This window comes from Planctomyces sp. SH-PL14 (assembly GCF_001610835.1).
Lineage (GTDB): Bacteria > Planctomycetota > Planctomycetia > Planctomycetales > Planctomycetaceae > Planctomyces_A.
Map to the genome: position 1 here is coordinate 6811077 of NZ_CP011270.1, position 12308 is coordinate 6823384.

At 65.8% G+C, this 12308-nt stretch carries 8 protein-coding genes; 4 read left to right on the top strand and 4 right to left on the bottom strand.

The genetic code is table 11. The annotated features are described in order from the left end of the window. Window positions 1-2: 2 nt before the first annotated feature. The 4 genes from VT03_RS26100 to prfB form a co-directional block, all read right to left on the bottom strand. Window positions 3-1133, bottom strand: a complete 1131-nt coding sequence (locus tag VT03_RS26100; RefSeq protein WP_075095723.1) for an endonuclease/exonuclease/phosphatase family protein — start codon at window positions 1131-1133, stop codon at window positions 3-5. 8 nt (window positions 1134-1141) lie between these two features. After that, a complete protein-coding gene (locus VT03_RS26105; protein WP_075095724.1) occupies window positions 1142-2338 on the bottom strand; it encodes a hypothetical protein in 1197 nt (398 codons plus the stop codon). 544 nt (window positions 2339-2882) lie between these two features. Further along, the gene (gene lepB / locus VT03_RS26110) at window positions 2883-4568 is read right to left on the bottom strand and encodes a signal peptidase I (RefSeq protein WP_075095725.1); all 1686 of its coding nucleotides are present in this window, start codon (window positions 4566-4568) and stop codon (window positions 2883-2885) included. A gap of 682 nt (window positions 4569-5250) precedes the next feature. Next, window positions 5251-6361, bottom strand: a protein-coding gene (gene prfB, locus VT03_RS26115; RefSeq protein WP_156514762.1) for a peptide chain release factor 2 whose coding sequence is annotated in 2 segments (ribosomal slippage) — window positions 5251-6288 and window positions 6290-6361 — 1110 coding nt in all. Because the reading frame shifts where the segments join, the coding sequence is not laid out codon by codon here. Window positions 6362-6927: 566 nt separating this feature from the next. On the opposite strand from prfB, the gene VT03_RS26120 reads away from it, so the two are divergent. From VT03_RS26120 to VT03_RS26135, 4 genes are all read left to right on the top strand, one after another. Beyond that, window positions 6928-9852, top strand: coding sequence for an FG-GAP-like repeat-containing protein (locus tag VT03_RS26120; protein ID WP_075095727.1), 2925 nt, complete (start codon window positions 6928-6930; stop codon window positions 9850-9852). A 220-nt stretch (window positions 9853-10072) separates the two neighbouring features. Next, complete coding sequence (locus tag VT03_RS26125) at window positions 10073-11053, top strand: DUF1559 domain-containing protein (protein ID WP_075095728.1); 981 nt, start codon at window positions 10073-10075, stop codon at window positions 11051-11053. 102 nt (window positions 11054-11155) lie between these two features. Next, complete coding sequence (locus VT03_RS26130; protein WP_075095729.1) at window positions 11156-11578, top strand: hypothetical protein; 423 nt, start codon at window positions 11156-11158, stop codon at window positions 11576-11578. Between the two features lie 219 nt (window positions 11579-11797). Further along, complete coding sequence (locus tag VT03_RS26135; protein ID WP_156514763.1) at window positions 11798-12265, top strand: hypothetical protein; 468 nt, start codon at window positions 11798-11800, stop codon at window positions 12263-12265. The last annotated feature ends 43 nt before the right edge of the window (window positions 12266-12308 follow it).

Sequence of the window (12308 nt, forward strand, 5' to 3'; positions counted from 1 at the left end):
GGTCAGATTCTGTCCGGGCTGACGACAGAGTAGATGAGCCGGTGGTCCGAGCCGTCGGTCGTGCCGATCCCCGCTTCGTGAACGCTCCATTCGGGCCCCGCGAAGATGTGGTCGATCCGGACCCAGGGCGTATTGTGCGGCCAGCGGGAGTCGGTGTTGCAGGGGCTTGTGTAGCCGTAGCCAAAACCGGCCGCCTCGAATGTGTTCGTGAACCCTTGCCAGGTGGTCGTGAGCGTGCTGCTGAAGGCGGGCGTGTTGAAGTCGCCGCCGATCAGCACGGGGAGCCCGGCCGAACCCTCTTCGACGAACCGCCTCAGCTCAGCCGCTTCCTGCTTCCGGAGAGCGAAGAACTCCGTGACCGCCTCGATCCCGGCTCCTGTAAGCGGTGAGTGCCAATGCAGCTCGCCGAAGGCGTGACGGGGCGTATTGAGGTGCGTATCGCAGACCCGGACCGGGCCGGAGGGAAGGGCCACCTCGCACAGAATCGCCGCCCGGCGCTCGAAAGGCTCGAAGCGGAACTCTTCGATCAGCCGCACCGGGTGAGGCGAGGCGACCAGGAACTCGCCGACATGGACGACGGACCAGCCGGCCAGCTGTTTCGTGAAGGTCTCGGTTCCGGCGTGGGCCTCCTGGAGCATCAGGATCTGGGGATGGAGCCGGTCGAATTCCATACCGAGCTTCAGCGGCTGGCCGGAACCGAACTGGATGTTCGACGAGACGACGGTGATGGCCGAATCCCGAGCGGGAGGAACGGCCGCGGCGGGAGTGGTAAATCCCATGACCGGCGCCGCGACGACCAGCAGGGCGGCGGCATTCGTCAGGATCATCCAGGGAGCGCGGAACGCGGAGGCGATGAGGAGTACGAGGGCCGGAATACCCCACGGGGCGCGGGGGAGGAACGAGAGGGCTGCGCTCAGCCACCACTCGTCGGAAACCATGCAGAGCAGGGCCATCACGCCGACGACGCCGACGAGGTTCACGACGGACAGCCAGGTGATGACCTGGTCGACGCGGACCGTCCCGGCCACGTCCGTCCGCCGGCGGCGGGGAGTGAGGAAGGACCGCCGCGACGTCCGAATGGGCGGGGGAGCGGCGGGGCCGGAGGTCGGGCGGGGAGCGAGGGTGGTCGACATGGCGGGGCCTATCGGCTCGGCGCGAGCTCGAGGCGATTCGAGCGGGCCGCGCGAGCAGCGGGGATCAGATCGGGTGTGGCGGCCCCTTCCTCGGCCTCGTGAACCAGTCGCGCCATTTCCCAGGCGGTCACATAGTGGTAGCGAAACAGCGGATTGTTTTTGGCCTGCGCGGCGAGCTCCTCATGGAACCGCTGCATCTCGGGACCGAGCCAGGTATCGATGTTGCCGTCCTTGCAGCCGTGAGTGTGCAGCTTCACGAACTTCCATTCAGGCCGTCCGCTGACGTGGACGTCCGCCTGGAGCCAGAGCTGCATCCGTCGCCAGGAGGCGGGACGACCGGCGTGGACGTCGGCGTTCTCGATCCGCGGAATTACGCCGAGCTTGCGGGATTGCCAGTCGAGGCCCAGCGGCCCCTGGATCATAAGCAGGTGGTCCCGCGGCGGCGTGAATCCGACTCGGGAGCGGAGTCCCTTGTCGTGTGACTTCCGCTGGCCGGGGATGTCCTGGGCGTAGTAGATCGAGTTGATCGTCGAGGTCTGGCAGGCGCTTGGGGCGGACGGGAGGGTGAAGTCGGCGTAGCAGCCGGTCTCCAGGAGGACCGTCAGCTCCTGGTCGACTCCGCACCAGTCGCCGTCCGGGCGGGAGTTGCAGAGGGCCCAGTTGCCGTGAATGAAGCCGTAGACGATCTCGCCCGTCGCGGGGTCTTTCCGCAGGAGGCCGTGGCGGTGGTAGAGGGTCTGGCGGAAGCCATCGAGTTTTTCGCGGAGCTGATCGGCGGTGTCGTGGGCGTGGTGGAGGTGGATGTCGACGTCGCCGTAGCCGGCGTCGCAGAGTTCCTTGAGGTGATCGAGGTATTCCGGCCGGTACTCGTCCTGCGGGAAGAAGAAGGTGTGCTGCGGCGGGCGGCCGGAGGAGTCGCGGTAGCGGTCGAAGAGGCGGGGGTATTCGCTGACCCATCGGGCGACGCGCTCCTTGGCCCGTTCGTGGGAGACTTTCTGGCACTCGGGCTCGTAGTGGTCGCCGATGGCGATGAAGACATCGATCGCTTCGCCGGGGGCGGTCCGTTCCTTGGGCTCGGAGGGGAAGACGTACTGGGGGATCCAGTACTGCATGTTCCGCTGGCGGATGACGAGCAGCACCGCACCTGCTGTAGCCAGCCCCAGTCCCGCCATTCCCAGCAGTGCCCACCAGACGTACGCCACCATTGGCCTCCTTTGGCGCATGCGGGGAGTCCGGAGCGCACCCTGCGCGGCCGGGCACTCCGCATGACCCTCAAAGCCTACGCCACGCTAGAGAGGGCGGTCGGATCGGATGCACTGAAACGGGGATGTCCGGAACACGGAAAGATAGACGGGCGAGTCGGCTGGCGCAGTTATGCGGACGATTCCGAGATGTTGCCCAGAAGCATCACGGAGCCGACCGGGGTCCAGGGGGTACCCCTGGTGGGGAGTGCAGAGGGGCAACGCCCCTTTGCCCGCCGGAGGCCGTCTCGTCGAGAGATGTCTGAAGGAGTGAGCATCCAAGCGCGGACACGGGGGCGTATGCCCCCCTCACCAACCCGCGGGGATTGCAAAGCAAGCGGTGTGGATTGATGGAGTCCTTAACGCTGGTACCAGAAAGGGAACGTCCGTTGTGTCCCACGGTTCCTGATGAAAGTGCCTCCGGCGGCAAGGGGGCGTGGCCCCCTTGACCCCAGGCTGCCGTCGCAATTGGGTTTGAGCTATGGACGCTGCGCCGGCAAGGACGTGATCAGCGGATGTAGCGGACCCGCGAGAAGTCCGGGAGCCGGATATACCGCGACTCCCCCAGCAGATCGATCTTCGCCTGCCGTGAGGGAAGATGAACGATGAACGGCTTGCCGATCAGCGTCGAGCGGTCGATCGCCGGATGGTCCCACGCACGGCTGTCGACCGACACCGGGCTGTTGTCTCCCAGGACGAGAAACTCACTCGGCCCCAGGACAAACTCCCGCGTCTCGCTCTCATGCTTCGGCGTGTAGTAAACGTCCCGATAGAGCCTCAGGTCGCGGATCGAGACATCCCCTCCCGAAGCCCCCAGCCGGACCGGCGATCGCGCGGAGGGCCGCGACTCCTTCGAGGCGGCGTACATCAGCGGCTCAAACAAAACCTGTCCGTCGACCGCGACCAGAACCTGACGATCCATGACCGACATTTCGATCGTCAGCGGCTTCCGCTCCTTCTCGTCCTTCGGCTTCGGAAGAGTGGCCTCACGGATCGGCCGCGTCTCGCGGTCGACGAGGAGCGAAACGCGGTTCTCGGCCCGCTGGAACTGACAGACGAACGTGTGCTGATCGTCCGACATCTCGACGACGAACGTCCCCTCGTCCGACGGTTCCACCTGGAACTCGACCATCAGGTCATGGACGGGAAAATCCTTCGCGGCCGCGTCATCGCGGTTGTAGCCGTAGGTGTCGGTGATGGGAGCGACGTGCGACCGCTCGAAGAGGTCGAGGATTGCCTTGTCGGTCTCCACGTCGTCATTGAGCGACAGCAGTTCGTCGCGAAGCTCGGCAGGCATCGCCCCTTGGGCGATCAGACGGCGGCGGTTCGCATCGAACGAAACCAGTCCGTTTGCGGCGGCCGGGAGTTCCAGCGACCGCTTGAGGAGTGGAACTTCGGTCGTATGCCGTCCCCCGTCGGTGATCCAGTTGCGGAACTGGATCCAGTCGAGGGCCCCCGCGGTCTCGTCATCCGGCTGGAACACCATCCGCCCCGGACTCGTGCTCCACCGCGAGTCCTTCCGCGCCGCGGTCCACCGCGGCCGCCAGTTCGGATCGGTCTCGTCCGGCTGGAAGGCGTGATCATCGACGGGGATCCGCACTCCCTGTTGGGCCGAGAGCGGCTTCCGCTGGAGCTGGCCCCCCGCGTAGACGTCCCCGCCGAGGAGCCGGATGGTCTCGCCGGGGAGCCCGACCACCCGCTTCACATAGGGCTGGGCCGGATCGTCCGGATTGCGGAAGACCACGACTTCCCAGCGGTGGGGATCGCGGACGTCGAAGACGTTCTTGTGGACAAGGAGCTGGTCCCCCTCGTTCTTCGGAAACGCGGCGAGCGAGATCTCGTGACGCCCGCAGTTGGGGCAGCTGCAGAACTCCCCGCGCGAGGAGGCGAAGTCGTCGACGGTTAGGAAGTCGACCTGATCGGGGTCGGCATGAACGTTGGCGTTGAGTGTTGCCGGGGAGTCTTCGACCGGCACTCCCCGCGGAAAGGTGTAGTGGCAGGTCGGGCACTCGACCCGCTTGTGATAGCCGAGCAGGGAAGGGGCCATCGAGCCGGTCGAGATCAGGTACCCCTCGGCGGCGAAGGTCCGGAAGAGCGTGACCGAGATCCCGAGGATGATGATCGATTCGAAGACCTGGCGCACGACGCCCCGGCGGTCAAAGTCGGTCTCGTTACTCGCAACACGGTCCGGCAATCAGGCACCCCATGTGTCGTGGCGGTGACGCCGGCGACGTGGGTGCGATTGTACGGATTGCTCCGGACGTGAGGAAACTGCGAATCGTGCCGGTTTGTCTGGTGGGGCCGGTTGTAGGGGGGAGGGGCGCGCCAGCGCGCGGCTTCGCTCTTAACTTCTGATGCCGCAACGGAATGGGAGATCGTCTCCCGCGCAGAGGTCGCTGCTGATTAGTGAAGGTTAGTGTTCCAAACCCTTCCAGTGAGAGGACTTGGGAACACGAATCATCGCTACTGAGCCGCAGAGTGTGTGTTTTGCGAGGGAGGCGTCCTTGCCGGCACGGCGCTGCTACCTCAAATCCAACGTGCCACGGCAGCCTGGGGTCAAGGGGGCCACGCCCCCTTGCCGCCGGAGGCGCTTCCCTGAGGAACCGTGGTAAACAACGGACGTTCCCTTTGTGGTACCGACGCTGAGGACTCCCTCAAACCGCACCGCTCGCTTTGCAAGCCCCGCGGGTTGGTGAGGGGGGCATACGACACGTTGTCCGCGTTTGGATACGTGCTCCTTCAGACATCTCTCGACGGCCAGGCCTCCGGCGGGCAAAGGGGCGTTGCCCCTCTGCACTCCCCACCAGGGGTTCCCCTTGGACCCCGGTTCTTGGCTCAGTAAACCGGAGGGCAGCTGAAGCCGTGTGTCGCCGGCCTCAGCCCGTGATCGTCCAGCGCAGATACGCCTCAATGAACGGATCCAGCTTGCCGTCCAGCACTTCCGTCGGATTGGTCGTCTTCAAATCTGTCCGTGTGTCCTTCACGAACTGCTCCGGCTGAAGGACGTAGTTGCGGATCGTCTGCCCGCCGAATCCGATCTTCGATTTCTCTCCCCGCCGCGCCGCCTGCTCGGCATCCCGCTTCTCCTGCTCCCTCTGGAACAGCTTCGCGGTGAGCATCTTCTTGGCCTGGGCCCTGTTCTGGTGCTGGCTCCGCTCGTTCTGGCAGAGGACGGAGACCCCGGTCGGTTCGTGGGTCAGGCGGATGGCCGATTCCGTCTTGTTCACGTGCTGTCCACCGGCCCCCTGAGCACGAAGTTTGTCCTCCCGGACATCCTTCTCCCAGTCGATGTCGATGTTGATGTCCTCGCCGATGTCCGGCATGACATCCACGGCGGCGAACGACGTCTGCCGCTTGTCACCGGAGCCGAAGGGGCTCATCCGGACCAGGCGGTGCTGCCCCATCTCGCCCTTGAGATATCCGTAGGCGTAGTCCCCCTTAATGAGGATCGTGCCGCTCCGAATTCCCGCCTCTTCCGCGTCGGAGCGGTAGAGCAGTTCGACCGAGAACCCGCGGTCTTCGGCCCAGCGGGAGTACATCCGCATGAGCATTTCGGCGAAGTCGGCGGAGTCGGTCCCCCCTTCGCCTGCCTGCAGGGTGATGTAGACGTCGGAGGCGTCTTCAGGGTTGGCCATGCTCGCCTGGAGTTCGACTCCGGCGATCTGTTCGCGGAGCTGCGCGAGCTGCGTCTTGACCTCCTGGATGTTTTCCGGGGTCGGATCCGCGTCGGCGAACTCGATGAGGACCTGGAGGTCGTCACCGCCGCCGATCATGTCTTTCAGGAGCTTGAGCGTCCCGTTGAGTCGCCGCAGTTCGCCGATGAGTCCCTGGGCCTTCTCCTGGTTATCCCAGAAGTTCGGCGCGCTCATCAGGTCGTTGATCTCGTTGGCTCGCTGGACTTTGACGTCGTAGTCAAAGAGACCCCCGGAGTTGGGTGATCCGTTGGAAGAGGGTTTCGCACTCCTGGCGTGTTTCGCTGTCGAGCATGGCAGGTGGGGAGGGGGGGGACGAGAGTCGCGGATTCAAAGTGGTTCGGGTGAAAAGACCCGGACCGGGAATCGTAGGAGTTGAGGGGGAATCGCTCTACCCCGGGGTGATGCCATTGGTCTGACCGGGGTCCAGGGGAATCCCCTGGTGGGGGATGCAAGGGGGCAACGCCCTCTTGCCCGCCGGAGGCCTGGCCGTCGAGGACTGTCTGAAGCGCGCCGTGTCCAAACGCGGACAGCGTTCCGGATGCCCCCTCACCAACCCGCGTGGATTGCATCGCAATCGGTGTCTTTTGAAGGAGTCCTCAACGCTGGTACCACAAAGGGGACGTCCGTTGTGTACCACGGTTCCTCATGGAAGTGCCTCCGGCGGCAAGGGGGCGAGGCCCCCTTGACCCCAGCTGCCGTGGCACGTTGGGTTTGAGCTATGGGCGTCCGTCCGGCGAAGACACGTTCCGAGACGGCAGAACGCCTTGATGTCAGCCGCTGCCGGACGAGAGTTGATACAGTCACACTGTGCTCGCTCCACAGCATTAAAACCTCGCCACCGCTGGCCCCTCCCACTTCATGTCGTCTAAGACCCTCTTCCGCGTGCTGATCGTCTGCGGGCTGGGACTGGCGGGACTGATGTGGTGGCGATCCGAATCCGCCGCGACTTTCCAGCGCGACCTCAGCCGCGCCATCGCCAACGCGGACTGGACCGCCGCCGAGACCGCCGCCGACGGCATCCTGAAACGTGAGCCCACCAACTCAGCCGCCCTGATGGCCAAAGGCCGCGGTTCCCACGCCCGGGGCGAGTTCGCCGAAGCGGTCGCCTGGTGGGACCGCATCGACACCACGCGCCCGGAAGCCCGGGAAGCCCACGTCGCGGCTGCAGAAACTGCCTTCGTCTCGCTGAAGCGGCTGAGCGAAGCGGAACGGCGGTTTCGCGCCGCCCTGGAACTCGATCCCGACTCGCTGCCGATGCTCGGTCAACTGGCCACGCTGCTGGCGATCACGGGGCGGCCGGTCGAGGCGAACGGACTCCGGCTGAAGCTGCTCCAGCGAAGCGCGATCGAATCGCTCGACCTCATGGTCATGGGACTGCTGGGGACCGATGTTCCGGAGAACGTCGTCGTGGACGACTTCGCCCGGCAGGCTCCAGACGATCCGCTCGTCGCAATCGCCCGGGCCTCGATCGCCCTCCGCCGGTTCCAGACGAGCGAGGCCGAGAACCTCCTGACACCGCTCCGTTCGGCCCCCGACCGCCACTGGCTCGTCGACGCCCTCTGGGGAGAACTCCTCTGGCAGGCAGAGCGGTCGGGCGACATCCCCGAGTGGTTCCGCGGGCTGAGTCCGGCCACGCTCGAGTCCGCGTCCGTCTGGCGCCTTCGCGGCGAAGCGGCCCGGCAAGCGGGGGAGAAAGAGGTGGCCGCCCGCTGTTACTGGGAGGCCCTCCAGCGGAACCCGGTCGACCAGCCGGCGTGCTATCAGCTCGGGCTCGTGTTGAAACAACTGGGGGCGGACGAGGCCGACCCGTTCCTGGAGCGGGCCACCACACTGCAGGAGTATCTCCTCGCCGTCAAAGGCTTGAGCAACACGGGGGACTTTTCGCGGGCCGAGCGGATTGGCGAGCTCGCGACGGCAGCCCGGCTCGACTGGGACGCCTGGGGCTGGCTGAGGCTCGCCGCCCGTGTTCCCGGCGCGAGCCGACCGGCGGACGTCTCTCCGAACGTTCGCCCGACTTCGATCTCCCGCGTCGCCCCGGAGGAGAACCTCGCCGAACGATTCGATCTGTCGAAGTATCCGCTTCCGGAGGGGGCGGATCTCTCTCAGTCTCCGAAGCCCGCCACAACGACCGATACGGCGGCCGTGATCCGCTTCCGCGACGACACGGACCGCGTCGGCCTCCGGATGACCTACGAGAATGGCCACGATCCCGCCTTCGGGGGGGCGGACGCCCGGCGGGCCTTCGAGTTCTCCGGCGGCGGCGTCGCGGTCCTCGACTATGACCGGGACGGCTGGCCCGATCTTCACTTTCCCCAGGGAACCCGCTGGCCGGTCGCCGCCGGACAGCGCGAGTTCCTCGATCATCTCTATCGCAACCGCGGCGACGGCCGCTTCGTGGAAGTTGCCTCAACGGCGGAGCTGAACGAGGACCGTTACAGCCAGGGGCCCGCGGTCGGAGACATCAACAACGACGGCTTCCCGGACCTCTTTGTTACGAACGTTGGCCGGAATCGTCTCTTCCTGAACCTCGGCGACGGCACGTTCGAAGACGTGACGGAGACCGCCGGGCTGCGGGAGTCCGCCTGGTCGACCAGCGCCGCTGTCGCCGATCTCGACGGCGACGGTCTCCCGGACCTGTACGTCGTGAACTATCTCGGAGGGGCCGACGTCACCGAGCGGCTCTGCCGCGGTCCGGACGGCCGTCCGCGGGAGTGCGACCCGCACGACTTCCCCGCCGCGCCGGATGAGGTCTATCGCAACCTTGGCGATGGCCGCTTCGAGCCGGTCACGCAGGAATGGGGCTTCGCGAGCGACGCCGGCAAAGGTCTGGGGATCGTCGTCGGACGGCTCAACCCGTCCGACGCCTGCTCGGTCTTCGTGGCCAACGACACGGACGGAAACCTGTACTTCCGCCGCGGGGCGGGGGAGACCCGCTTCACCGAGGACGCGCTCCTCTCGGGAGTGAAGTTCGACGCCGAGGGACGCTCGCTCGCTTGCATGGGCGTCGCGGCGGGGGACGCCACAGGCGACGGCCTCCCCGACCTCATGATCACGAACTACTACGACGAATCGAACATGCTCTTCGTCCAGCAGTCGGGAGGCGGGGGACTGTTCGATGATGCCGCGGCGCAGGCCGGTCTGCGGATTCCGAGCCTCAAGGTCCTCGGATTCGGGACGCAGTTCCTCGACGCCGACCTCGACGGCCGCCTCGATCTCGTCGTGGTCAACGGCCACGTCGCCCGCCAGCGGCGACCGGATGTCCCCTATGAGATGGCTCCGCAGGTCTTCCGGAATCGGAACGGTGCGGTCTTTGACGAGGTCTCCGCCACAGCCGGAACATGGTTCCAGCAGAAAGCCCTCGGGCGGGGCCTGGCGCGGCTCGACTGGAACCGTGACGGTCTGGACGACTTCGCCGTCGGCCACCAGGAGTCCCCGTCTCGTCTGCTGACGAACGAGACCACCGCCGGAGCGGACTCGCTGTCGGTGACCCTCTCGGCCCGCGGAGGCAGCCGGGACGCAGTCGGCGCCATCCTCCGCCTGACAACGGGGCAGGGGGAGCAGGTCCAAATTGTGACCGCCGGGGACGGCTACATGGCGAGCAACGAGCGGAAGTGGATCTTTTCGCGGAACCGCATGCCCCCAGGCGGCGAAATGACTCTGCAGGTCGAGTGGCGTTCCGGGATGATCGAAAACTATGCAGTTCCAGCAGACCTGCGCGCATGCGCGGCAGTCGAAGGAACCGGCCGACTCTGGACGCTGGATGGCAATCGGGGCAATTACTGAATTCCAGGGACGTTAAACGCTCCCTGCCTCACAGTTTCGAAAGTTAGCCTCGCTGGTCTGAAGTTTGCTTTCTGCTCCGTTCGAAGGCGATCTGGTCTTCTTCCGAGACGATGCGACACGCGGCCGATGCCAGCGGATGTCCTTGTCCGGGCTATACCTCGATGACTCGCTCTCCGCGCTGTGAGGGTTTGAGTCCACTCCTAAGGGAAGTTTGCGGAATATGAGTGCGCGCCTCGTCCATTCCCGGTCGGACCGGGGTTTCACGCTGATCGAACTCCTCGTCGTCATCGCGATCATCGCCGTCCTCGTGGCGATCCTTCTGCCGGCGGTCCAGCAGGCCCGCGAAGCGGCCCGGGCTTCCCAGTGCAAGAACAACCTCAAGCAGCTGGGCATCGCGATGCACAGCTATCACGAGACGCATTTCTGCTTCCCGCCGGGCTCGACCGCGGTCTTCTACAAGGGGACCAACTGGCGGACACACCTCCTGCCGTACATCGACCAGGGACCGCTCTACAACAAGCTCGACTTCAACCTTCCGCTGACCGGCGGCGGTTCCTATCCGACCTCCGGCGTGAACACGGTTCTCAACAACCTGTCGATCCCGGTCTACACCTGTCCCTCCAGCGACCTGAACCCCACGGTCGGCGGCAGCAACAACACGTCGAACCTGCTGATGCATATGTACGTCGGCATCATGGGGGCGACTCCCGATCCCGCGGGACGGACCGTCGGTTCGGCCAGCAACTACGGCGGTTTCTACGTCAACAACGGAACGCTGCTGTGCAATGAGATTACGCGGATCCGCGACATGTCAGACGGCTCGTCGAACATCATGGTCATCGCCGAGCAGTCCGGCCGGGTGAACGGCGTGACGGACGTCCGCAGCGCCTATTACGGCGGCTGGGCCGGCGTGACGTTCGCCGCTCCGGTCTCGGCCAGCGTCCCCGCCAGTTCGGACTCCTGGAGCACGGGCGTCACCGGCGTCATGTACTCGATCAACTACCGGACCTACGGCGCAGCGATCCCGGCCGAGGCCAACAGCCCCTACGACGCGAACACGCTCCTGAACTCGTTCCACACCGGCGGAATCAACGCCCTGATGGGGGACGGGGCGGTCGTCTTCCTCGGCGACTCGATGGAAATGGAAACCCTCCGCCGGCTCGCGTCGCGGGGCGACTCCAAGCCGGTCGGAGAGTTCTGATCCCGGATCGGTCGGACGCGGCCGCCGACCCCGGCCGCGTCCTTTCCTGACCGCGTGTTCGATTCACTGCACTGAGCCGCTTCCGAACTCGGATTCCCCGCCATGCCCGTCACTCGCACGTTCAAGTTGGCCACCGCTCTCCTGTGCGTCGGATCGCTCGCTGCCGGCTGCGGCGGCTCGGGGCCCCCCCCGATCGCGATCGGAACCCTCAGCGGTAAGGTCCTGCTTTCCGGGCAGGCTCCGGGCGGAGAGTGCCAGGTCAACTTCTTCGACTCGGTGAAGGGGGCAGGGGGGCTCGCTCTGACGGGCGCCGACGGGACCTTCACTGCGTCCCTGCCGGTGACGCCGTCGGGCTACAAGGTCTCGATCACGGCCAAGGAGCCGGAACCGACGGAGCCGGGAGTGCCGCGTCCCAAGACGGTCTCCGGTATCCCGCCGAAGTTCCGGTCGATGGACACCTCCGGCCTGACCGCCATGGTCAAGGAGGGCCCCAACGACCCGATCACCTACGACCTGACGAAGTGACGGAGCGCGTGGTCCGCTGATGCGGCCGCGTCGCGATCGGCGAATCGTGCGGCAGCAGATTGCCGTCATTCGCTGCGGCAAATCGCTCCAGGCAAACGCGTTGCAATCTTTGCACTCTCCCGGCCCAACCCTGGGCTTGGTCTCCCTGGGGCCCCGAAGACGGGGCTAAAATTTCGCCACGATCGACTGGATGATCGCGGTCAATGGGAGTCGGCAGGGATGCCTCGAACCTGGTCACGTCGGACTCTGCTCCGCCGTCTGCTCTTGCTCGCCCTGGCCGCCCCCGCGTCCGGTTGCGGCACGATCCTCTACCCGGAGCGCCGCGGCCAGCCGGGCGGGCCGATCGACTGGAAGGTCTTCGCTCTCGACGGGATCTTCCTGCTCCTGTTCGTCATCCCGGGCGTGATCGCCTTCGCGGTCGACTTCACGACCGGAGCGATCTATCTCCCGACCGATTGCTCGGGGGGCGTCCCGGTCTCTTCGACGAAAGTCCCCCGCGACGAACTCCATCCGACCGGGATCGCGAAAGCCGTTTCGAGGCTGATCGGCCGGACGATCCATCTGAAGGAGGGAGAATACGCGACCGAGGAACTCAACACGGTCGACGAACTCCCCACCGCCTTCGAGCAGGTTGCCCTCCGCGAACGGCGCGACCCAACCGTGCTCCGCTGCCAGTCTCCAGAATAGCATCGAGGCTGCGCCCGCGCTGCATTATCTGTGTGCATCCGTG

Coding starts and splice junctions, on each gene's coding strand:
- VT03_RS26100 (WP_075095723.1), bottom strand. CDS start 1,133: ATGTCGACCACCCTCGCTCCCCGCCCGACCTCCGGCCCCGCCGCTCCC.
- VT03_RS26105 (WP_075095724.1), bottom strand. CDS start 2,338: ATGGTGGCGTACGTCTGGTGGGCACTGCTGGGAATGGCGGGACTGGGG.
- VT03_RS26120 (WP_075095727.1), top strand. CDS start 6,928: ATGTCGTCTAAGACCCTCTTCCGCGTGCTGATCGTCTGCGGGCTGGGA.
- VT03_RS26125 (WP_075095728.1), top strand. CDS start 10,073: ATGAGTGCGCGCCTCGTCCATTCCCGGTCGGACCGGGGTTTCACGCTG.
- VT03_RS26130 (WP_075095729.1), top strand. CDS start 11,156: ATGCCCGTCACTCGCACGTTCAAGTTGGCCACCGCTCTCCTGTGCGTC.
- VT03_RS26135 (WP_156514763.1), top strand. CDS start 11,798: ATGCCTCGAACCTGGTCACGTCGGACTCTGCTCCGCCGTCTGCTCTTG.